The 22,438-nt window shown below is 51.0% G+C and carries 14 protein-coding genes; 6 read left to right on the forward strand and 8 right to left on the reverse strand.

All coding sequences use genetic code 11. The annotated features are described in order from the left end of the window. Window positions 1-426: 426 nt before the first annotated feature. Both VIR50_RS08630 and ung read right to left on the reverse strand, forming a co-directional pair. Window positions 427-1,047 (reverse strand): DUF3109 family protein, encoded by a 621-nt coding sequence (locus VIR50_RS08630; RefSeq protein WP_331934730.1) that lies wholly within the window; start codon window positions 1,045-1,047, stop codon window positions 427-429. A 16-nt stretch (window positions 1,048-1,063) separates the two neighbouring features. Continuing rightward, entirely contained in the window at window positions 1,064-1,729 is a 666-nt protein-coding gene (ung, locus tag VIR50_RS08635; RefSeq protein WP_331934731.1) for a uracil-DNA glycosylase, read from the reverse strand. A gap of 232 nt (window positions 1,730-1,961) precedes the next feature. Between ung and VIR50_RS08640 the strand changes: the two genes are divergently transcribed. After that, on the forward strand, window positions 1,962-3,716 hold the full coding sequence (locus tag VIR50_RS08640; protein WP_331934732.1) for a 1-deoxy-D-xylulose-5-phosphate synthase: 1,755 nt from the start codon (window positions 1,962-1,964) through the stop codon (window positions 3,714-3,716). A gap of 252 nt (window positions 3,717-3,968) precedes the next feature. On the opposite strand, the gene gpmI is transcribed toward VIR50_RS08640, so the two are convergent. The 5 genes from gpmI to VIR50_RS08665 form a co-directional block, all read right to left on the reverse strand. Beyond that, entirely contained in the window at window positions 3,969-5,492 is a 1,524-nt protein-coding gene (gene gpmI, locus VIR50_RS08645; protein ID WP_331934733.1) for a 2,3-bisphosphoglycerate-independent phosphoglycerate mutase, read from the reverse strand. Between the two features lie 94 nt (window positions 5,493-5,586). Further along, window positions 5,587-7,944, reverse strand: coding sequence for a glycoside hydrolase family 3 C-terminal domain-containing protein (locus tag VIR50_RS08650; protein WP_331934734.1), 2,358 nt, complete (start codon window positions 7,942-7,944; stop codon window positions 5,587-5,589). Between the two features lie 40 nt (window positions 7,945-7,984). Continuing rightward, the gene (locus VIR50_RS08655) at window positions 7,985-8,716 is read right to left on the reverse strand and encodes an ABC transporter ATP-binding protein (RefSeq protein WP_331934735.1); all 732 of its coding nucleotides are present in this window, start codon (window positions 8,714-8,716) and stop codon (window positions 7,985-7,987) included. A gap of 29 nt (window positions 8,717-8,745) precedes the next feature. Further along, window positions 8,746-10,122, reverse strand: coding sequence for a DUF5687 family protein (locus VIR50_RS08660; protein ID WP_331934736.1), 1,377 nt, complete (start codon window positions 10,120-10,122; stop codon window positions 8,746-8,748). Window positions 10,123-10,739: 617 nt separating this feature from the next. Continuing rightward, entirely contained in the window at window positions 10,740-11,561 is an 822-nt protein-coding gene (locus VIR50_RS08665; RefSeq protein ID WP_331934737.1) for an alpha/beta hydrolase, read from the reverse strand. Between the two features lie 112 nt (window positions 11,562-11,673). On the opposite strand from VIR50_RS08665, the gene VIR50_RS08670 reads away from it, so the two are divergent. Then, window positions 11,674-13,113, forward strand: coding sequence for a sialate O-acetylesterase (locus VIR50_RS08670; RefSeq protein ID WP_331934738.1), 1,440 nt, complete (start codon window positions 11,674-11,676; stop codon window positions 13,111-13,113). Window positions 13,114-13,275: 162 nt separating this feature from the next. On the opposite strand, the gene VIR50_RS08675 is transcribed toward VIR50_RS08670, so the two are convergent. Beyond that, window positions 13,276-14,949, reverse strand: a complete 1,674-nt coding sequence (locus VIR50_RS08675) for a DUF6377 domain-containing protein (RefSeq protein WP_331934739.1) — start codon at window positions 14,947-14,949, stop codon at window positions 13,276-13,278. Window positions 14,950-15,243: 294 nt separating this feature from the next. Here VIR50_RS08675 and VIR50_RS08680 point away from each other — a divergent pair, with 294 nt between their 5' ends. The 4 genes from VIR50_RS08680 to VIR50_RS08695 are packed head-to-tail and all read left to right on the forward strand — an operon-like array spanning window position 15,244 to window position 22,438. Beyond that, complete coding sequence (locus VIR50_RS08680; protein WP_331934740.1) at window positions 15,244-16,218, forward strand: BACON domain-containing protein; 975 nt, start codon at window positions 15,244-15,246, stop codon at window positions 16,216-16,218. Window positions 16,219-16,234: 16 nt separating this feature from the next. Continuing rightward, the gene (locus tag VIR50_RS08685; RefSeq protein ID WP_331934741.1) at window positions 16,235-17,794 is read left to right on the forward strand and encodes a BACON domain-containing protein; all 1,560 of its coding nucleotides are present in this window, start codon (window positions 16,235-16,237) and stop codon (window positions 17,792-17,794) included. A gap of 4 nt (window positions 17,795-17,798) precedes the next feature. Continuing rightward, window positions 17,799-20,768, forward strand: a complete 2,970-nt coding sequence (locus VIR50_RS08690) for a SusC/RagA family TonB-linked outer membrane protein (protein WP_331934742.1) — start codon at window positions 17,799-17,801, stop codon at window positions 20,766-20,768. A 20-nt stretch (window positions 20,769-20,788) separates the two neighbouring features. Beyond that, window positions 20,789-22,438: a RagB/SusD family nutrient uptake outer membrane protein gene (locus VIR50_RS08695; protein ID WP_331934743.1), complete on the forward strand. Its 1,650-nt coding sequence runs from the start codon at window positions 20,789-20,791 to the stop codon at window positions 22,436-22,438.

The raw sequence follows: 22,438 nt of genomic DNA on the forward strand, positions 1-22,438 counted from the left end.
AGCTTCTTGGGCAAATATTTCAAGGAACATGTGGGCGTAAGTCCCACGGAATATCGAAAGGGATAAACGTCGCTTATCCCACCAACTCCCCAACCTCACAACTCCCCAACCCAACAACGGGGCCTCGCCCCCACCCTCCTCTCACCCCATCAGCAACGCATTAAATCATCATCCCATCACCCTCACAACTCCCCAACCCAACAACGGGGGTCTCGCCCCCACCCAACCGGGCTGCCAAAGCAGCCCTCCTATCATGCAAAAGCAGTGCTTTCACCCCATGAAAGCACTGCTTTTGTCATATCAAAGGGCCACTCTTACAGCGACCACTTTACGCTATTAAATTACAAGAAAACCGAAGCGCCCTTTTCAGGGGCTAAACATCGGGCGGTGGAAATGCCAAAAGGGCTCCGCCAAGGTTTATTAAAATCAACTTTGCTGCTCAATGGCCGCAGCCACCTCGCACAGCTCCCGATACCACGCCTCGCCGAAACGACGCTTTAGCGGACCGGCCAAGAACTTATAGACCGGCAGGTTCAAGGCCCGTCCTTTGGCCACGGCGTCACGGCAAATGTCCCATCGGTGATAGTTGATACCGGTGATTCCATTGCCAAACTCCTTCACCCTTATGGGGTAAAGCGCGCACGACATGGGTTTCACAAACCCCGTCCGGCCCTTGCGAAAGGCACACTCCAAGGCGCAGAGGCAGCAGTCGCGCACCTCCGTGGCGTCGTCGAGCGTCAGGTCTTTGTACTCCGTGAAGACACAATCCTTGCCTCCCACAATGCTCGTCACAAGGTCGCCCTCGCGGTCAACATAGGCTACGCCCTGCTTATCGACCACCGCTTGGGCCGTGGCGCTCATGCTATGCCACACCTCATCGAGTGCTTCCTCGATGTCGCCTATCTCCTCCAACGTTACGGGAGCCCCCGCGTCGCCCTCTATACAGCAGCGTCCCTTGCACTTCTCAAGGTCGCAACAAAACTTCTCCGTGATGATGTCGGGCGACACAAGCACGTCGCCCACTTGTAAAATATGTAGTTCGGTCATTTTCTATTCAGCTTCTTTACCAATTGATGGGCGCCAATCCCTTGCTCTCAAGAAAGGCATTGCACCGTGAGAACTGGTGATTGCCAAACCAACCGCCCCGATTGGCCGACAAGGGCGAGGGATGAACGCTCTCCAAGACCATGTGTTTCTTCGTGTCGATAAGGTATTTCTTGCCCCGGGCAAAGCCACCCCAAAGCATGAACACCAAGTTTTCGCGGTGGTCGCTGAGGGCCTTGATGGCCGCGTCGGTGAAGGTAGTCCAGCCCAATTGCTGATGGCTGTTGGCCGCATGGGCCCTCACGGTGAGGGTGGCATTGAGCAAGAGCACGCCCTGATCGGCCCATCGGGTGAGGTCGCCGTTGGCAGGCATGGGCTTGCCAAGGTCGGCCTCTATCTCCTTAAAGATATTGATGAGCGACGGCGGCATGGCTATTCCCTCGGGAACGGAGAAGCTCAGGCCCATCGCCTGCCCCGCCTCGTGGTACGGGTCCTGCCCTATGATGACCACACGCACCCGCTCAAAGGGGCAAAGATTAAAGGCGTTGAATACAAGATGGCCCGGAGGGTAGCAGGCATAGCGCCCGTATTCCTCACGCACTTGGCGGGTAAGATTCAGGAAATAGGGCTTGTCGAACTCGCCGCCCACCTGCTGTCGCCATGTTTCTTCTATTTTTACGTTCATCGGTTTATACCTTGTTATTTATCGGTTTATACCTTATTATTTATCACAAAATTAGCCAAAAGGCCCCAAATGGCAAAGGTTTTGGCCCCATTTCTGTTATTTTGGTTATTCTATCTGTAATTTTGATAGCGTCCGTAAATGCAAAAGAACTTACCTTTGCAACCGTGAAAATGTCTCCGAAAAAGACACTGAACCGCTCCAAACACAAAAAAACATATTATTCAATACAAGCATGTACATTGAAAAAATCAACAGTCCGAAAGACTTAAAGCAGTTGCCCATAGAGCAACTGAGCGTTGTGGCCGACGAGATTCGCACCGGCGTTCTCAACCGTGTGAGCCATCATGGCGGTCACGTGGGCCCCAATTTGGGTTTCACCGAGGCTACCGTGGCGCTCCATTATGTGTTCAACGCCCCTGAGGACAAGTTTGTTTTCGACATCAGCCACCAGAGTTATCCCCATAAAATGCTGACAGGCCGTGCCAAAGGTTTCCTCGACGTGAACGACATGGACGCCATATCGGGCTACAGCTCGCCCTTGGAAAATCCCGAGTACGACAACTTCGAGATTGGCCACACGTCTACTTCGGTGGCTTTGGCGACCGGTTTGATGAAGGGACGCGACATCCTCGGCGGCACGGAGAATGTCATTGCCGTTATCGGCGACGGCTCTCTGTCGGGTGGAGAGGCCTTTGAGGGACTCGACACGGCGGCCGAACTGGGCACTAACATCATCGTGATCGTGAACGACAACGAAATGAGTATTGCCGAGAACCACGGCGGTCTGTATAAGAACTTGCAGCTTTTGCGTGACACCAAAGGGCAGGCCGAGCTCAATTTCTTCAAGGCCTTGGGCTTTGACTACACCTATGTAGAGGAAGGAAACGACGTGGCCAAGCTCGTCGAGGCTTTCCAAAAGGTGAAAGACATCGACCACCCCATCGTGGTACATATCCATACCGAGAAGGGACATGGCTACACGCCGGCCACTACCAACAAGGAAGCATGGCACTGGCACATGCCTTTCGAGCTTGAGACAGGCCAAGTCAAAGGTGGTCATGGTGGCGAGGATTACGGCGACTTGTTGGGCCAATTGCTGCTCGACGAGATGAAACGCGACCCCAAACTCGTGGCTATCGCCGCGGCGGTACCGGCCGCTATGGGCTTCACTCCCGAGCGCCGAAAGGCTGCCGGCAAACAATATATCGACGTAGGTATAGCCGAGGAGGAGGCCGTAGCCATGGCGTCGGCCATGGCCAAGCGTGGCGCGCACCCCGTGTTCTCCACTCCTGCCACGTTCTTGCAGCGTACCTACGACCAGTTGAGCCAAGACTTAGCCGTTAATGGCAACCCTGCCGTTATCAACGTGTTGGGCTCCAGCGTGTATGGCATGAACGATTTTACGCACATTTGCTTCTTCGACATCCCCATGTTCAGCCACATTCCCAACTTGGTTTATTTGGCTCCTACCACTTACGAGGAGTTTGTGGCCATGGAACTGTGGGCCATCCGTCAGGAGAAATACTCGGTGGCAGTGCGTGTTCCCGCCATGCAGGTGGTTCACAGCGCCGAGGCTTACGACACGGATTACAGCAATCTCAACAAGTTTAAGGTGGCCAAGCGTGGCGAAAGGGTAGCCATCATCGCCGCGGGCGACTTCTATCAGAAGGGTGAAGCCGTGCAGCAGGCCTTGGCTAACGACGGTATCGACGCCACACTTATCAACCCCCGTTACCTGACGGGTATCGATGAGGACTTGCTGGAGGACCTCAAGAAAGACCACACGCTCATCGCTACGCTCGAAGATGGCAGCTTGGACGGTGGTTTCGGTGAGCGTATAGCCCGCTTCTACGGTCCCAGCGACATGAAGGTGCTCAACTTCGGTGTGAAGAAAGCGCTCTACGACCGCTACGACGTCAATGAGTTGCTGCGCGACAACAACCTGCTCGATGAGCAAATCGTCGCATCTATCAAGGCTACATTGTAATAAAAGAAACTCCGGGCCGGTGAAGTCTATGCCTCGTAAAGGGTGGTTTTATTGATAAAATCGCTCTGTGGGGCACTTCGTAAAAGGTTGTTTAATTTGTAAAAAAGCCGGTCCGCTATTCTGTAGAACGCTGTTTGGCCTCATCATTTCTTCTTAGAAAGAGGTCAAACAGCCAAAATAAAAGCGGGAACCATTCCTTGGCAATAGCCTTGAATGGTTCCCGCTTATCGTTTAGCGGTCAAGAGTGACGCTTTATTTATCTTCTATCAAGCACTCGCCCGTCATGTCGGCGGGTTGCTCCAAGCCCATGATATGGAGAAGAGAAGGGGCCACGTCGGCCAATCTTCCGTTCTTTACCTTGGCTGAATTGTTGTCGGTAACGTAGATGAAGGGCACCGGATTCAGTGAATGAGCGGTGTTAGGACTTCCATCTTCATTGACAGCGTTGTCGGCATTGCCGTGGTCTGCGATGATGATAGCCTCATAACCGGTGGCTTTGGCGGCCTCAATGACGTCCTTCACACACTGGTCTACCGCCCAAACAGCTTTGGCTATGGCGTTGTAAATGCCCGTATGACCCACCATATCTCCGTTCGCGAAGTTCACGACAATGAAGTCATACTTGTCTTCTTTGATAGCTGCGACGAGTTTATCCTTTACCTCGTAAGCGCTCATTTCAGGCTTCAGGTCGTACGTTGTCACCTTTGGAGAAGCTACCAAGATACGATCTTCACCCTCATAGGGGGCCTCTCTGCCACCGTTAAAGAAGAATGTAACGTGTGCATACTTCTCTGTTTCTGCGGTATGGAGCTGCTTCTTGCCCAATTTTGACAAGTATTCGCCGAGCGTGTTCTGCACGTTCTCCTTGGGGAAAAGTACCTTCACGTTCTTGAAATTGGGGTCATAAGGAGTCATCGTGTAGTACTTCAGGTCCTTGATGGTGTGCATTCCCTCATCGGGCATGTCCTCTTGGGTGAGTACAGCGGTAATTTCCTTGGCGCGGTCGTTGCGGAAATTGAGGAAGATTACTACGTCGCCTTCCTGAATAGTGCCGTCAACGGTAGAATTGTTGATGGCCTTCACGAACTCGTCAGTTACGTCTTCATCGTAGCTTTCCTGCATAGCTTGCACCATGTCGGTGGCTTGCTTGCCCTTAGCCTCTACCAACAAATCGTATGCTTCCTTCACACGGGCCCAACGCTTGTCGCGGTCCATGGCGTAGAAACGGCCGATAATGCTGGCTATGTGTGCGTCGTTTTGGTCGCAGCAAGCCTGTACCTGCTCGATAAAACCTTTACCGCTCTTCGGGTCAGTGTCACGTCCGTCCATGAAACAGTGCACGAACAACTGGTCCTTCAGGCCGTACTCTTTACCTATTTCGATGAATTTGAACAAGTGATCCAATGAAGAGTGAACGCCACCGGTGGAGGTCAAGCCCATCAGATGGACCTTCTTACCATTCTCTTTGGCGTAACTGTAGGCCTCAACGACGCCCTCATTCTTCAAAATAGAGCCATCGGCACACGCCCGGTTAATCTTTACGAGGTCCTGATAAACCACGCGGCCGGCGCCAATATTAAGGTGTCCCACCTCGGAATTACCCATCTGGCCGTCGGGAAGACCTACGTTCTCACCGCTGGCCTGAAGCTCCGAATGAGCCGAAACAGCTGTCAAATAATCTAAATATGGAGTTGGCGTGTTATAAATCACGTCACCTTTACCGTGCTTACCGATTCCCCAACCGTCGAGAATCATCAAAAGTGCTTTCTTTGCCATAATAAAAAACTAATATCTTATTGTGTTATTGTTTCTGCAAAAGTACAAGGAATCAGTGAGATAGCAAAATTATGATTTTATTTTTAATAAACCTTTACTGATGCAGTAACTGCAAATTGACGCGCGGTGCCAGTGCTTCTGTCACTTTCTCGGTCAACTCTCCGAGCTTCAGCGTGGCCTTGCCCTTGATACTCTCCACGTTATCACCAAACAAGAAGGTATAAGTTCCGGCGTCGGCCTTCCACTGATTGCCGGCCTCATCAAAGCTGGCGAGGAGTCGTTTCTCAACAGTCATTTTCAAAGTTTGGCTCTCTCCGGGCTTCAACTCACGGGTCTTGGCAAATGCTTTCAACTCCTTGGCCGGCTTCTCATAAGCTCCCTTGGGGGCCACTACATAAACCTGAGCCACTTGTTTGCCGGCAGTCTTGCCCACATTCTTCACCGTTACGGTCATTTCCACACGGTCGCCAACGGCCTTGACGGTAGGTTTGCTGAACTCGAAGTCGGTATAGCTCAAGCCGAAACCGAAGGGATAAGCCACCTTCCGCTTGAAAGTATCGAAGTAACGATAGCCCACATAGATGTCTTCTTCATGATTCGTGAAGTTCACACCGGGCATATAACCGCCATAGAGCTTCTCCGTAAAGTTGTAATATTCGGGATTTTGGGGGAAATTCTTGGTCGATGGCACGTCAGCGGCGCTTACCGGCCATGTCATTGTCAGGCGACCGGAAGGATTGGCCTTACCTACGAGCACATCGGCAACGCTGTTTCCACCTTCCTGACCGGGCTGCCAAGCCACGAGAATGGCGTCAACACGGTCGCGCCAAGAGGCTGTTTCCATGACACTTCCCGAATTTATCACAACGATAACGGGCTTACCGGCCGCATGGAAGGCGTCGCTGACCCTGCTGATCATGGCTTTCTCGGCGTCGGTTAAGTTAAACTCGCCCTCAATCTGCCTATCCATGCCTTCTCCGGCTTGGCGACCGATGGTGATAATGGCCGCATCCGCCGCGGCAAGTTCATGATTCACGCTGCGCACAGTGATGTCAATCTCGTCGAGTTTAGGCTGTCCTTGGTCGAGGAACCACATTTCCGGGTTCTTATCGGCTTTGAGTTTGGCCTTCGCAAACTTCACATAACTCTGATAAATCTCGGTCAGTTGCGGCGTGGTAGATACACCGACGTTCTTCAAACCTTGCACCATATCAACTACATAGGGCACATTGACACAGCCGGAGCCCAATCCTCCCGAGAAGAAATCGTAGGAATTAACGCCAAAAAGCGCCACTTGTTTCAGGTTTTTCACGGGTAATACACGCTCACCGCCGGCTACCAACGGCTCATTCTTGAGCAACACCATTCCCTCGGCCGAACTCTGACGGGTTATAAGGGCATGGGCACGGGTGTCGGGTTGGTTACTATAGCGATAACCTTTGAAGCGGGGAGTCTTCACAATGTACTCCAACATGTTGCGAACATTGCGGTCTACCTCCTTAATATCGAGCTTTCCGGCTTTCACGGCCTGCACAATATCGTCCACTTGGGCAGGGTATCCCGGCATCATGAGGTCGTTTCCGGCCTCCACTTCCTGCTCTATGGGCAGGTCATTGCGCTTTCCAATCCAGTCAGTCATGACGATTCCGTCGAAACCCCAGTCCTTGCGCAGCACATTGGTGAGCAAATCCTTGCTTCCTTGTGCGTAAACGCCGTTCACCTTATTATAAGCTGACATGATGGTCCATGGCTTACTCTCGCGTACCATGATTTCAAATCCACGCAGATAGAGCTCACGCAAGGCTCTCTTCGTTACACGTTCGTCTACCCGGGTACGGTCGCTTTCCTGAGAGTTGACGGCATAGTGCTTGGCACTTACGCCCACTCCCTGACTCTGAATGCCGCGAACCATGGCCGAACCGATGACACCCGTGACGATGGGGTCTTCGCTATAATACTCGAAGTTACGGCCACAGAGCGGACTGCGATGCAAGTTCAAGCCGGGACCCAACAAAACATCGACGCCATACTCCAGCGTTTCGTTGCCCATAGCCTGACCTACCTGATAGACCAACTCGGGATTCCAAGTCGACGCCAAGCAAGTACCTACAGGGAAACCCGTGGCAAAGAAGGTTTGCGTAGTGCCCTCACGATGGGCGTCGATATGCACTCCGGCAGGCCCATCAGCCACAACCGTGGCCGGAATACCTAAGCGGGGAATGGCCACAGTCAGTCCGGCGGCACCGGCCACAATCTTCTTTTGATGGCCCAACATGGAGCCGGAACCAACGAATCCGTCGTTTCCACCGCCCACCAAGAGCTGGGCTTTCTCCTCTAAAGTCATGGCCTTGAGCACTTCATTGATGTTGTCGGCCCGCAATTGGGGTGCGTTCTGCGCATTCATGGCTACAGAAGCGGTGAGGCTAACCAGCCCCATCATTAATCTTTTCATGTTTCAGTAGTTTTTAAGAATGAATTGTTTATAATTAGTTTTAGGGTTGTACGTCGGATGGGTCGACCGTCTTGGGCGTGTTGAAATACAGCTCCAACTCGGTCATGGCACTGCCCGCGTCGTTTTGAAGGTCTTTTATGACTACTCCTTTTTCTAACAACAAGATGCGGGAAGATATATCGGAGACGAAGTTGAGGTTGTGACTCGACAAGATAACCGTCGTGCCCCGCTCGCTACACTCTTGCTCTATCATTTTAGAGATCGTAATCTGTGACGAGGGATCGAGGTAGTTAAAAGGCTCGTCAAGGATGAGAACCCTCGGCTCAATGAGCATGGCCCCAATGATACCTACCTTCTGTCGATTGCCCTCGGAGAAGTCTCTGAGGTATTTCTTCGTGCCGAGTATCTCGCCATTCATGAGCCCCTCATAACGTCGCAGGCGCACATCGAGTTCCTCGTTTCCTATGCCGTAGAGCTTGGCAATGAAGGAAAAATACTCCTCGGGCGTGAAAAAATCGATGAGAAAACGGCCGTCTATGAACGAACCGGTGTACGCTTTCCAGCGTTCAGACTCATTGACGAGCTCGCCATCGCTGCTCACCCACCCCTCATCGGCCCTGATAAGGTCGAGGATAAGGCGCATGAGCGTGGTCTTGCCGGCTCCGTTGTTGCCGACCAATCCTATCAGCTCACCTTGCCGGATGGTAAGTTGGGGCACGTCGACCACGGTCTTTTGGCCATAAATTTTCTTGAGGTTATTGATTTCTATCATACGATTGGATATTTAAAACCATCGGTTTTTTATTCGCAGAACTTCTCCATTCGCTCATACTTACGGCGCATGAAGGCCTTGGCTATGCGACGGATGACGGGCCGATGCACACAGATGAGCACCACGCCCACAGCCGACAACACCGCCGAAGCCACCCCGTCAGACAACAGCCCGTAGCCACTGATGAAGAGCACCATGGGGATAAAGGCCACAAAGGCATAGACATTGATAGACCAATTGGCGCCCTGATAATTGAAAAAGGCCGATGAAAACACGTCGAGACGGGTGGAAAAAAGACACGTGGGGAGCAAAAGCAGGTTAGAGCCCACAGTCAACAGCAGCGCCGCCACCAACATGGCGTACGACCAATAGCCCAGCCACACGCCGGGAATCATGAGCAAAGTCATGGCCACATTTATGAGCATGTAGAAGAAAAACTTGTTAAGCAGCAGCCGTTCTACCGTCACTGGCTTGGTCATAAGCCCGTGGAAGAAGTTGGCTTCCACGCCAAAGCCCCACTGACCCAGCACTAACGTGGGAAAATCGATGGCAAAGAACACGTAGAACGCCGTAAAACCGACACCAAATTCATTAGCCGTGTAGTTCTGCGTGTAGGCTTGGAACAAGAAAATAGCGGCACACATCAGCACCATCTGTCGCAAACGCTTGGCCCGAAGCAGGCTTACATATTCCAAACTGAGCAGCGTTCCGCCCCGCATTCCCCTTACCGAGGAAGCCTGCGCCCGCGACTCATTGTAACTGCTAAGGCTGAACAAATAGCGATAGAGCACCCACAAGGCCACCAAAGCGAAGCCTATCATGCCCAACATGTGGACCACGGCGCCCACACCGCTCATGAAGAAGGCGTAGGGCGTGAGCAAAAAGAGGAAGAAAAGCAATCCTATCCACACCGCCAACTTATACGCCCAGTCGGTGGCTTTGCGCAAACAAGTAATGGCCAAGCCATCGGCTATCGACACAAACCACACCGTCAGTCCGCCCAACAAGGCGTAACCAACGGGCATAAGCAGCCCGAAGAGCACCGTCATCACAATGGGCGTCATCCAATTCCAGTAATCCAGCAGGTTGGAAACGAGCAAAAAGCGGTTCCACGTGCGCTCGGCCACGGGCTTGGATTTAAGAAAATCGTCCATCATGGCGGCGTCTTGCTTCAGCATGAGCTTCATCATGAAGTCGGGCACGATGGTGGCCAGCGCCATCATCACGGCGTAGTCCTGAAACGGAAGGCCCGCCATGCGACTCATCACCCTGTCTCCTCCACCCGCGTAAAAGCCTATCACCAAGGCCGCAAGCAGGAAAAGAAGATAGAGAAAGACGCCCAGCCGCTTCCAATCAAAGGTGCGGCGCGTCTCTATCCACCAAAGTTGCAAGAGTGTTTTCAGCATAAATCAGGATCCATGAATTAGAATGTCACAAAATTACGGTTTTCTTTTTAAATTCCCGCAACGGCCTTGTATTTTTTCATCCGTGGACCATTGGTTTTTCCAAAGCAGCCCTATGAAAAAACAAAAGCGGGCCTTTCAGCCCGCCAAAGCAGCCCTTTGGTAATGTCATAACTGGCTTTTGACACGACCAAAGCTGCCCTTTCACATGGTACTTGTCAGCCCTTTACCCGGCCACATGCCAAGTACCATGCCTAAAAGTCTCACTTATCACCGTCAACTCATTAATTATCAATGCGTTAACCCATCAATATCTCATAGTCAACCCATCTACCATAACCAACAACTCGTCAACTTGTTTACTTGTCAACTCGTCAACTCAACCAACAACTCGTTAACTTGTCAACTTGTTAATCCGTCAACTCAACCAACAACTCGTTAACTTGTTTACTTGTCAACTCGTCAACTCAACCAACAACTTGTTTACTTGTCAACTCGTTAACACATCAACTTATTAACTCCTCAGCCCAACCAACAACTTGTCAACTTGTCAACTCATCAACTCGTCAACTCAATAAACAACTTGTTAACTCGTCAACTTTCCAAAATCAACTTCCCCCTTAGAACGAGCGAAGCCAACTCTCCAATTCCAACATCATTTGATTATGGAAGCGGAAACCGGGCAGAATGCCCCAGCCGTGGCCGCCCGACGGATAGACATGGAGCGAGGCCGGAACGTCATGTCGATAGAGTTCGGTGTAGTAGTTCACGCCATTGGCCGGCACGACAACGTGGTCGTCATCGCTCAAAGCTATCCATGCACGGGGCGTAACCCGTGTTACCTGCATGTCGTTGCTGTAATCTCGCTCATCCTTCTTGTGACTTCCACGACCCAAAAGGTTGTCATGGCTGCCCTGATGAGTGTAGCCCGGCATCATCGTTATGACCGGATAAAAGAGTATTTGGAAGTTAGGTTTGGCCTCACCCTTGCTATGCGTGGCGATGGTCGAGGCCAGATGACCACCTGCCGAGAAGCCCATGATACCCACGTCGTTAGGATTGAGCGACCAGTTTCGGGCATTGCGGCGAATCAGCTTCATGGCTTCCTCGGCGTCGCCAATGGGCACTTCCTTCTTGCCTCGGGGCATGCGATACTTCAACACCACGGCCGTTATGCCCATGTTATTGAAAAAAGGAGCCCAGTCGGTGCCCTCTTTGCCCATGGCCAGCATGCCATAACCGCCTCCGGGACAGATAAGTATGGCCCTACCGTTGGGCTTCGCCGGCTGAAACACGTAGACCTTGGCCGTGTCGGTGGCGTCGCTGCTCTTCACACGGGGGCCTTGGGGCCATAAGTTAAGCTCGAATGAACGCTGGGAATGGGCCTCTAAGCCCATAAAAACAAAGAAAAAACAAAGAAATAGGTGCTTGAAATAGTGCATGTTTATAATCGGTTTAAGTTTCATTTTCGTGCAGTTACTTGCAAAGATAAAGAAAAAATCGTAATATTGCAGCACATAACAAACGAAACAAACCATGCTAAAACGTTATTTAATGATTTCTTTTCTCGCCTTGGCCACGCTGACCTTGGCGGCTAAAGTGCGTCTGCCCCACATGATTGGCGACCACATGATCCTGCAACAGCTTACCGAAGCCCGCCTTTGGGGATGGGCACAACCCGGCAGGACAGTACGAGTGACGACCCGGTTCTTCGGCCGTGACCTCACACAAACCGTAAAGGCCGACGCCAAAGGCCGATGGCTGATTGGCGTAAAGACGCCACAAGCCGGCTATAGACCCTATTCCGTAACCTTTGACGACGGCAATGGCGCCGTAACCATTAAGAATGTGCTCGTTGGAGAGGTGTGGGTGTGCGCCGGACAGAGCAATATGGAAATGCCGGTAAAGGGCTTTGGCAACTGTCCTACCGAGAGTTACAACGACGATGTGGCCGAGTCGCGCGACTATAAGGCCATTCACTACGTTAAGATTCCGGCCTCTATGCGCATGACTCCGCAGGAAGACGCCCCTTGCCAATGGGCAGAGATAGGTCCGAAGACCGTGGGCGACTGCTCGGCGGCGGGCTATGCCTTTGCCCAAATGGTCAGCAAGGTACTCGACATTCCGGTCGGTCTCATCCTCGCCAACAAGGGTGGAACCCGCGTGGAGAGCTGGTTGGACCGCGACTATCTGCAAACCAAGACGCAGGAACCGCTCGACTCCATGGCCATCGTTAAGCAGTTTGGCGAAGAATACCATCGTCCGCTCCTTTGGGGCAACGGAACTTTCGCCCCAATCCTTAACTTCACCGTCAAGGGAATACTCTATTATCAAGGTTGTTCCAACGTAGGCGACCCCGCGGGACGCTACACCCAACGCCTCAAAGACTTGGTTGAGCAGTGGCGCCGTGACTTCCGATTGGGTCAAATACCCTTCTATTTCGTACAGATAGCTCCCTATTGGTATGGCGACAACAAGGGCGACTGGGGTCCGAAACTGCGCGAACAACAATTCAATGCCTCGCTACAGATACCCAACAGCGGCCTCGTCTGCACCGATGACCTTGTTTATGACTACGAGCGTGAGCAGATCCATCCCGCCCAAAAACGACAAGTGGGTCGACGATTGGCCCTTCAGGCCCTCAACAAAACGTATGGAATGAAAGAGTTTTGGTGCGAGAGTCCCTCGTTCAAGAGCATGACCATCGAGGCCGACACGTGCTATGTGCGCCTTCAAAACTTGTATGACGCCATCAACCGGTACCACGACATCGAGGGCTTTGAGGTGGCCGGAGCCGACAAAGTGTTCCATAAGGCCAAGGCATGGCACTATTGGAAGCCGGGCAACGACCCACGCAACGAGTCTATCGCCGTAACTTCCGAGGAAGTGAAGCAGCCCCTTTACCTCCGTTATGCGTTCCGCAATTGGGGTCCCGGCAACCTTAAAAATGGCGCGTTGCTGCCCCTTTTCCCCTTCAGAACCGACAAAGAATAAGTCGTAAAGACTGAAGAATAGTTGTAGAGTTGGGAAGTTGAGGGGATGAAGGGTTAGCTTTGAGAGATAGAGCAAAGAGCTGTGAGCTACTAAAAAGCTAAAATTATCTTGACAAAATTGGAATAGTCGGACTCGTCCGATAGGTCTGATATTTTCTCAAAGCTAACCCTTCATCCTCCCAACTCCTGAACCTTTCATCGCGGCTTTGCCGCCATTCACCCTACACAACCCCTTAACATCTTCCTCAATAGTCTCCTTTGAAATAACCTTGGAGCGAAATTCAGAGCGTCGATTGTAAATAGTTTGCGTCGAAGAAAAGAGCAGATAGGCTATCTCCGTGCTGTCGTTCACGCCTAAACGGTTAAGGGCCACTATGCGTTGCACGGTGGTCAACGACGCCGTTTTGCCTATGGGAATACGGCATTCGGGCCGCATCAAGTCGTTGAGTTCTTCACGGAAAGTGGGATAAAGGGCCAAAAAGGCCTGATCAAAATGCGATAGGAAGGCTGCGCTCTCCTTATCGTTGAGTCGTGTAGAGGTAAATTGCGTCAGCAGGTCAACAGCCTGTCCCGCCTTTATTTTGCGGGTGACGAGCGTCTGTTGACGATTGAGTTTCTCGATATATTGGGCACATAAGTCAATATAAAGCGTGGCCAAGTTCTCCCGTTTCTCATTGGTGTCAATGAGTTGTTCGTTAAGTCGCTCAAGCCGGGCATTGAGTTGACTGAGCTGACGGTTGTAATCGGCCAAGTCGCTACGGTGCGTACGCAACTGCATATTCTTACGATAGATAAACCATCCGGCTAAAAGCAAGGCCAAAAGCAGCATGCTCGTGGCCGAAAGCGCCACTGTCAGATTCTCCTTGCGGGCATTCAACTGCCGTTTATAGGCTTCGAGAATGGGCGGAAGCGATTGCGACACCTCGATAAGGCGCAGCCTATTGTTGTAGTTTCGGGCGTCGTCGAGTGCCACATTTATATATTTCTCTGCCAAAATGCTGTTATCTGGGTCGATGATCATGAGATATTCAGCCAATTGTTTCATCGCAGAGTTTTCCCGGGTACAAGCCAACAAGTCTCCTAAAGCAGCCTCAGCCATATAATGTAGAGCCTTGTCGCGCTGCCCGACTTTCCAACAATTCTTGGCGTATGTAAAGCAACTGCGGGCATAATAACGGCTGGTAGATGGGTAAGTGCTGATACACTTCTGATAGAAACGGTTGGCGGCAGCCCGGTCAAACGTCACTTCCATATTATATTTAGCTTGATAAAAGTCGTATTCGGGCGTGCCCGGCTTCAGAAAAGTGATGAAACGCACGAGCCACTCCTTTGCTTTTTCTCGATAAAATGGGGCAAATTCGGGGTCACGGACGTAACTTTCCCAAAATCTAAACAAGTCGGTCATGGCCAAGGCATAGTCTTTCTGATTCTCTATACCCAAGCTGTCAGGATTTATTCGCCGCAATAATTGATTAGCAATATCGTAAAGTCCGCCGGTAGATAGTATGCGGGCCTTAGCTATCATGAAGTGATGCAGATAGTCAGTTTGCCCCGATTGGCGGGCCAACACTATGCCTCGATCGGCATAAACCTTAGCCGAGTCATACTGAAAATAAAGGTATTCCTGAACAAGCTGCCGACAGTCGGCTAATCGGGAGTCTACTCTCTGATGCAAAAAGAAGCCCATACGCAAGCGACTGATTTGCTTTTCTTTTTGCGCCACAACGCCTTTTTCACGAACAAGGGCCTTATCAAGACGAATTAAATAGCTTTCGTTTGAGGACCAAAGTGAACCTGTCAACGAAAAGAAAATTAAGAATAAGATAGCTTTTTTCATCGTTCTAAAAACTTATCAACGCAAAGATAAGGATATTTCTCATACTCTACACTATTTACCAAGTCTTTTTTAATAATTTATTAAATGATTGATTATCAAATAATAATGATTATGTAATAATATCTTAACCTACCAATTGCTTACCTCTATACACGTCGTGCCATTATTTATTATATATTTGCAAAGAACAAGACAACCGACTTTCGTTTGAAACCTACCTACTCTAAAAATACAAGAAGAAACAGAAGAATTTATCAACCGACATAATTTAAAACCTAATTCATACGATTCACAATGAGCAAAAAAAGTTTGATGATGGCCTTTACTTGCTTTGTTACCCTGCTATCAGGATTATCTTCCTGCACTACGGAGGACAAAGCTGACGAGGCCTTGCCCCGACTTCAGGTAAGTCAGGCACGTTATGAAGTGACGCTCCCCGGCACCTTGAAAGACAGAAGCATACCCGAAATGCGGGTCATAGCCAACAAAGGCTACCAAATTAGCAGCGACCAACCATGGCTGAAAGTAGATAAGACCGAAGGAATAGGCTTTACCGACGTGAAGATTCTGTGCGACAGCAACCTCACAGAGACTGTTCGCGAGGGCAATCTCACCGTAAACAGCCATGGACTCAGCGAAAATATCCATGTGACCCAGACGCTTTTTGATCCGGGAAAGGTAACCGTGATGCGCACATTCTACGAAGACAACTTCGACTGGACGCTGCCCATCGCCGCTGAGAACGGCCTGAAAGATCCCATAGGGGCCAACAACGGCTACACTCGCATGAGCATTACCGACAGCAAAGTGCTCGAAGCATGGAAAGCATGTGGGCTGACCGATTGGTACTTGGCTACCGTTAATTCCTCCGGAGTTTGCAAAATCAGCATTCAGATGGGCTATATCCACTTCAATTCCAACAGCAATTTCAACACGGGTATTATCCTTCCGCCCATTGAGGGCACGCAAAACAACAGCGAAACGGTGAATGCCACACTGTCGTTCCGCCTCTGTCCCGACAGCTCCACACCCGATTATGTGCCTGCCGTGGTTGAGATTATCGCCGGACCGGGCTCACTTGCGGCTGATAAAGACCAACCCATGTCTGACATTGTGGTACCTAAGTTTGTGAAACAATGGGAGAACTACTCTTTCAATCTTTATGGTATCACGGCCGATACGAAGATTGCCATCCACACGGTAGCCCCCAACACGCAGAAATATTGCCGCTGGTATATTGATGACCTGCTGCTGAAAGAATTCAAGTAAATACACACTTACTATCATGAAACAACAAAATAAGATTACGGCATGGCTCCTCGGAGCATTTTGCCTATGTACCGCCGCGGCACTAACCTCGTGCCGTAACGAGGCCGATATGGACCCATTCATCACTGCCAGTGAGGCCGACATCGTGCTACAGGCCGATGGTCTGACCGAACAAGGACAACCCGGTGAATTTGAATTGGCCGCCAACCAATCATGGAAACTCATCGATAAGCCCCAATGGGTGGTCTTGAACCACGAAGAAGGGCTGCGTGGACGGCATAAAATTTATGTGTCGGCCCAAGCAAATACCACCGGCGAGGACCGAGAGGGCTATCTTGAACTGGAACTTAGCAACGGCAAGCCCGAACAGGTGGCCGTATTCCAGCACCGATTGGCCGAAAAGATAAGCATTGATAACAAGAAATTCAGTGTCAATTTGCTGGGTAAGACTGACAAGAATGTTGCTCCCGCCATCACTATCAACACCAATTACGCATGGACGCTGACGCCTATCGATGGCTCCGAATGGATTATTCCTTCGGCCACGGAAGGCAAACCGGGAACGGCAAACGTTACATTGCAGGTGAAACCAAATGACTCTAAAACCGACCGCACGGGCACCTTGCTGTTCAAGGCCGGCCAAACGGAAATTTCCATCACCGTCAGTCAGAATTCCATAGCTTTCAATCTACCTATCCAGACGCTCTCGCTGAGCCGAAATGGTAAGGAAACTATCAGCGGAGAAGACCCTATCCTCCCCATCAACTCACTCGAAGGATGGCAGATTATCAGTCAACCGGAGTGGATAAAGTGTACTCCCGCAATGGGCAAAGCCGGCCTGACAAACATGACAATTAATGCTACAGAGAACACCACCGGGCTCCGCGAAGGAAAGATAGTCCTGCATTCAGAGCATGGCATTGAGACTTCAATACTCATACAGCAAGACAATAAGGCCACACTGAAGCCCGATGACCGGGCCATAGGCCATGTATATTTCGCCGAACCCTTTGATTGGGCACGGCAGATAGCCCAAGCCTACCCTGACAAGTGTCAGGACCAAGTGGGCAGTATCAACGGCAGCGCCGGCAACACCGTATCTATCTACAGCAATCCCGAGGCAAAAGCCTTGTTCGACAATACGCTTGAGGACTATCGTCCCAAGCAAAAATGCCTCTACGTAGCCAACGGTTACCTCAAGATGGGGCGACACAACAAGCAAACCGGCGTCACGCTGAAGCCCGCACTCGACATTCCCGAGGGACGAATGGCCAATGTTGAAGTAAGCATTGACATCGCCGTGAATGGTCAGGATCCCACGGCCATCGTCGTGGAAATCAGTGGTGACGGACAAATTGCTGACGGTGTATCGGCCACGATGAGCAAAGACATCATGCCTATTAAGAATACGGATGTGAATAAAGCATGGCAATGGCTGCGCAATCAGAAGGTGGTAATCAATGGAGTGACAGCTAATACCCGCATAACCATCCGTCCTCGCCAGATGGATGTCAACGGATACTTCCGTTGGTTCCTTGACAATATCAAAGTAACTCGTATCACGACTAACAAATAAGACTATGAATAAACATTGGATTAGTTTGGAACAAGGATTGCGACGCACCATGACAACAGCGGCATTAGGCCTACTTTCCGTCTGTATGTACGCAGGTAATCCTGTAAAAATTAAGGGTACAGTGACCGACAGCAAGGGAGAGCCCCTTGTGGGAGCCACCATCCAAGTGCCCGGAACAGCCATAGGAACCACTGCCGACATAGATGGCCACTTCACACTCAACGTGGAGGACGACCAAACCTTGCAAATTTCATCTATCGGTTTTCAATCCGTGAAGATGAAGGTAGGGCGCAACCAAGAGCTTCGCATTGTTCTTAAAGACGATGCACAAGTGCTCAACGACGTGGTGGTAGTGGGCTATGGCACGATGGAAAAGAAGCGTGTAACGTCTTCTATCACCTCTATCAAAGGCGATAACCTCACAACCGGCTTGGGCGGTTCTACCATCGCAACAGCCCTGCAAGGCAAAGTTTCGGGCTTGACCATATCGGGCAGCGCCAGTCCTAACGCCTCCAATGGCTATCAGTTGCGTGGTGTGGCCTCGGTAAAAGCCGGCAAGGGCCCGCTCATTGTTATCGACGGCGTACCCGGAGGCGACCTCCGCATGATCAATCAGGAAGATGTAGAATCCATCGACGTACTGAAAGACGCCTCGGCAGGTGCCATCTACGGAACCCGTGCGGCGGCCGGCGTCATCCTTATCACCACCAAGCAGGCCAAGGAAGGTAAGGTAAAAGCTACTTATACGGCTGAATTCTCAACGGAATCAGTACGCAAGAGCCTCGACATGCTGTCGTCCCGAGACTATATAGAATATGGTATAGGACAAGACTATGGCTACGATACCGATTGGTATAAGGCGCTCACACGTGACAATCCCTTCTCTCAACGCCATGTGTTAAGCCTTTCAGGTGGCAGCAAAGCACTGCAAATATACACCTCACTCATGTATCAGAACCTGAAAGGTATCGTCATTGGCGACGGACGTGTTGACTATTCAGGCCGTCTGAACACAAAATATAAGATGTGGGATGGCAAGGTAGAGATTATGATGAAGGCCCAATTCCGCCAAACCGACCGTGATCGACGCAATGGATCGTCGTCCTTCCAGCAGGCGCTGACGCTGAATCCGACGATTCCGGTGATGAATCCGACAATACCGAACAAGTATAACGTAAACACCTTAGGTGTGGGAGGAACGGCTTGGAACCCCGTGGCTGACATCGAACTACAAGACTTCAAAGGCGTTGACAAATGGCTGCAGGCCGATGCCACCGTGAAAATCAACCTGACGGAAAACCTATCTCTGCAAGGAACGATGGGTATTGACCAACGTCAATATCAGAAATATACCTATCTACATCAGGACCATTTGAGTTGCATCACAGCCAACCGAAGAGGTTATGGCACGCATTCTTTCTCCAAAACCGACAACAGAAGTTTTGAAGCGTACGCCTCTTACCTCCGCGATTTCGACAACCTGCACCGCGTGGACGCCGTGGCGGGCTGGAGTTTCTACGAAACCAACGGCGAAGCATTCAACATGGGCAACTCCAACTTTACCGTTGACGGTATCGGACCATGGGACATGAGCGCCGGAACCGACCTCTCCGACGGTCTGGCCACGATGGGTTCTTCGAAAGATCCACGCGAAAGACTGATGTCACTCTTTGCCCGTGGCAGCTATTCATACGACGACAAGTACATGGCTACCGTCAGTCTACGGCATGAGGGCAGCTCCAAATTCGGCAAGAACAACCGCTGGGGCAACTTCTGGTCCGTCTCCGCAGGATGGCGATTGACCAAAGAGGCCTTCATGAAGAACGTGAAATGGGTAAACGACCTTAAACTTCGAGTAGGTTACGGTGTGACGGGTAACAACGATTTCAGCAGTGGCAACACCATCCGCACCTACAAATCGAACGACATGTGGCCCACCAATGGTATTTGGCAACCGGGCTACGGCAGCACCAAAAACATCAATCCTGACCTGAAATGGGAAGAAAAGAAGGAATTAGACCTCGGTATCGACTTCTCGCTTTTCGACAACCGATTGTATGGTAAACTCGATTTCTACTCCCGCAACGTGGACGACATGCTCTTCAACGTGCCGGCCCCAATGCCTCCCATGGTGTATGACAACGTCATAAAGAACGTGGGTACACTGACCAATAAAGGCTGGGAATTTGAACTGACGGGGCAAATCGTGCGCAGCCGCGACTTCAACTACAGCTCCACGATACGCCTGTCGCACAACACTTCCAAAATTAAGAACCTCGGCGACACCAACTCCTACCTCTATGGAGAAGCCTTCCCAAACTCCATGGGCTACGCTACCAAGATAGTGAACGGAGCAAAAATAGGCCAATTTTGGCTGTTCAAATACGCCGGTCTCGACGCTGACGGCAAGTGGCTCATCTATGATAAGGACAACAACGTGGTGCATGCGAAGGACGGAACGACCAATAACCTCGTCGACGCCAACAAACATTACGTTGGCAACGCTATCCCCTCGCTCATCGCTTCATGGGATCATCAGTTCAGCTACCGCAACTTTGACTTAGGCATATCGTTACGTTCATGGATAGACTTCGACGTGTTCAGCCAGCTTAACCTCTACCATGGCCTGAAAAGCTCATCGGAAGAGAACGTCATGCGCATAGCTTACACCGACAACAAAAACATCAACGACACACGTATTCTTACCGATTACTTCCTCAGCGACGGTACTTTCCTGAAGATAGACGCCGTAACATTGGGCTACACGCTCGACACTTCCAAATGGCAACGCTACCTTTCAAAAGCCCGTTTCTACCTTACCGTCCGCGACCTTGCCTGCTTCACCCAATATCAAGGGTACAATCCCGAGGTGAACATCAACGGGCTGGAACCCGGTTTTGAATACATCAAGAGTGCCTACACCATGTATCCACAAGCCAGCCACTGGACTTTGGGTGTGCAACTTACTTTCTAACCTTTCAGCAAAATACAGAAATGAATACCAAACATATCATTCTTGCGCTTACCGGCGCTACCGTATTGAGCGCATGTGACCTTGATGAGAAGTTCTACTCCAGCGTCACTCCCGAGACATTCATCACCTCTCCCGAGAATACTTACGCCATCCTATGCCGTCCATTCACACATTGGAAATGGTACTTAGGCTCCGACCGATGGTATCTTCAGGAGCTCACAACCGACGAAATGACCTGCCCCACCCGTGGCAACGATTGGTACAATAACGGCGAATACATCCGCCTACACGAGCACACATGGTCGCCGACCGACCGATTCGTGGTCAATACCTACGACGGAACGACCGGTGGCATAGCCCGAGCTTGGGAAGCATACGACGACTTGTCGAAAGTTGACTACCGCGCATTGGGCATGACCGACGCCGATAAGGCCGACCACCTGATGCAACTCAAATCCATCGTGGCCTATTTCTACATGCGCGGACTCGATTTCTTCGGCGGAATGCCCATTTATAAATCGAACAACGACCCTGTCGTAGGCCGCTCAACAGCCCGTGAAACATACGATTTCATCGAGTCATTACTGAAAGAAGCCATCCCACAGCTCAAGAAAAAGACCTCGTTAGGTGCCGGTGAGGATGGCTACATCAAGCAAGCCGCAGCCGCGACCATGCTGGCCCAGCTTTATTTTAACGCACAAAGCTACATTGGCGAAGAGCATTTCACCGAATGCGCCAAGCTCTGCGAGGACATCATCAATGGTGTCTACGGCCGCTATGCGCTGGATAAGACATGGTATGGGCCTCACTCTTTCACCAACGACGAGAGCCCCGAAGCCATCTGGAACGTACCTTCGCAGAACACGAAGCTGGAATACAACTGGTATTATCGCTATTTTTACCACGGCAATTCCGCCAAATACTTCAATACTTCTTTCCCCGCTTCCTGCTGGAACGGCTTCTGCCTGACTCCCTCACGTGAGAGTGAGACCTCCGGAATCTACACCCAATGGAAATTGGGCAACACCTATGAGAAGTTCGCCGCCACCGATCTGCGCAAAAAACCGTTCGTATATCATGGCAAGGGAACGTACGAAGGCATGTTCCTCGTGGGCGACCAAGTCAATCCTACCACGGGTGAGAAGGTATTGGGCACCAAGGACAAGGCCGGCAAACCTATCACTTTCCGCGATTATGTCAACGTTGACGGCAAGGGATCGAGCATGCTCAACGGGTCGGAAGACTCAGGCATAAGGCTTGTAAAAATGCCTATCCCCGACAATGACGACCTGAATCTGCTGTGGAACCCTGACTTCCCGGCCATGCGACTGACCGAAATCTACTACATGCTGGCCGAATGTAAATGGCGTGCAGGACAGAAAGCAGAGGCTGCCAAGCTCATCAACACGGTGCGAAAGCGCAATTTCAAGAATGGCATTGATCCCCAACCCGTGCCCGATGACTTCGATATTTATCGATTAGCGGACGAATGGCAGATAGAGTTCTTGGGCGAAGGACGCCGCCGGACCGACCTCATCAGGCTCGGACTCTTCACCACCGAGGACTGGTGGACCCACAAAGCGTCCAACGATGACAATAAAAAATACTTCCCCATTCCCGCAGTTGACATTTCAGCCAACCCACTGCTCAAACAAAATCCCGGCTATTAA

Source organism: Prevotella sp., from assembly GCF_036570325.1.
GTDB lineage: Bacteria > Bacteroidota > Bacteroidia > Bacteroidales > Bacteroidaceae > Prevotella.

Excerpts from the sequence above, each read along its gene's own strand:
- VIR50_RS08640 (WP_331934732.1), top strand. The coding sequence starts at position 1,962 with ATGTACATTGAAAAAATCAACAGTCCGAAAGACTTAAAGCAGTTGCCC.
- VIR50_RS08675 (WP_331934739.1), bottom strand. The coding sequence starts at position 14,949 with ATGAAAAAAGCTATCTTATTCTTAATTTTCTTTTCGTTGACAGGTTCA.
- VIR50_RS08655 (WP_331934735.1), bottom strand. The coding sequence starts at position 8,716 with ATGATAGAAATCAATAACCTCAAGAAAATTTATGGCCAAAAGACCGTG.
- ung (WP_331934731.1), bottom strand. The coding sequence starts at position 1,729 with ATGAACGTAAAAATAGAAGAAACATGGCGACAGCAGGTGGGCGGCGAG.
- VIR50_RS08670 (WP_331934738.1), top strand. The coding sequence starts at position 11,674 with ATGATTTCTTTTCTCGCCTTGGCCACGCTGACCTTGGCGGCTAAAGTG.
- gpmI (WP_331934733.1), bottom strand. The coding sequence starts at position 5,492 with ATGGCAAAGAAAGCACTTTTGATGATTCTCGACGGTTGGGGAATCGGT.
- VIR50_RS08690 (WP_331934742.1), top strand. The coding sequence starts at position 17,799 with ATGAATAAACATTGGATTAGTTTGGAACAAGGATTGCGACGCACCATG.
- VIR50_RS08650 (WP_331934734.1), bottom strand. The coding sequence starts at position 7,944 with ATGAAAAGATTAATGATGGGGCTGGTTAGCCTCACCGCTTCTGTAGCC.
- VIR50_RS08660 (WP_331934736.1), bottom strand. The coding sequence starts at position 10,122 with ATGCTGAAAACACTCTTGCAACTTTGGTGGATAGAGACGCGCCGCACC.
- VIR50_RS08695 (WP_331934743.1), top strand. The coding sequence starts at position 20,789 with ATGAATACCAAACATATCATTCTTGCGCTTACCGGCGCTACCGTATTG.
- VIR50_RS08680 (WP_331934740.1), top strand. The coding sequence starts at position 15,244 with ATGAGCAAAAAAAGTTTGATGATGGCCTTTACTTGCTTTGTTACCCTG.
- VIR50_RS08630 (WP_331934730.1), bottom strand. The coding sequence starts at position 1,047 with ATGACCGAACTACATATTTTACAAGTGGGCGACGTGCTTGTGTCGCCC.
- VIR50_RS08665 (WP_331934737.1), bottom strand. The coding sequence starts at position 11,561 with ATGCACTATTTCAAGCACCTATTTCTTTGTTTTTTCTTTGTTTTTATG.
- VIR50_RS08685 (WP_331934741.1), top strand. The coding sequence starts at position 16,235 with ATGAAACAACAAAATAAGATTACGGCATGGCTCCTCGGAGCATTTTGC.